Consider the following 249-nt stretch of genomic DNA (forward strand, 5'->3'; position numbering starts at 1 on the left):
CGGTGAACCCCTGAGCCGACCCTGATTGCGGCCCTCCACGGGTGCGGGGGCGCTCGGGGTCTGCTTGGATCGTGGCATGTCCTCCACGGCTCCCGCCGGCCCGCGCACGGTCGCCGGTCGACCTCCGCTCGCGCGCCCGCGCTCGTGCGTGGTGAGCGGGGTGAGCGCCGGGCTGGCCGACCACCTGGGCTGGCCCGTCACCGCGGTGCGCTGGGCATTCGTCGGGGCGTCTCTCCTCGGCGGGGCAGG

General features: G+C 76.7%; 1 protein-coding gene. It reads left to right on the forward strand.

Features of this window, described 5'->3' with window-relative positions; genetic code table 11:
- Positions 1-64 precede the first annotated feature (64 nt).
- Positions 65-249: PspC domain-containing protein (locus SB773_RS33680; RefSeq protein WP_410594818.1), on the forward strand; the 185-nt coding region annotated here is incomplete at its 3' end.

The organism is Bacillus sp. SIMBA_074 (genome assembly GCF_046534555.1).
GTDB classification, from domain to species: domain Bacteria; phylum Bacillota; class Bacilli; order Bacillales; family Bacillaceae_G; genus Bacillus_A; species Bacillus_A mycoides.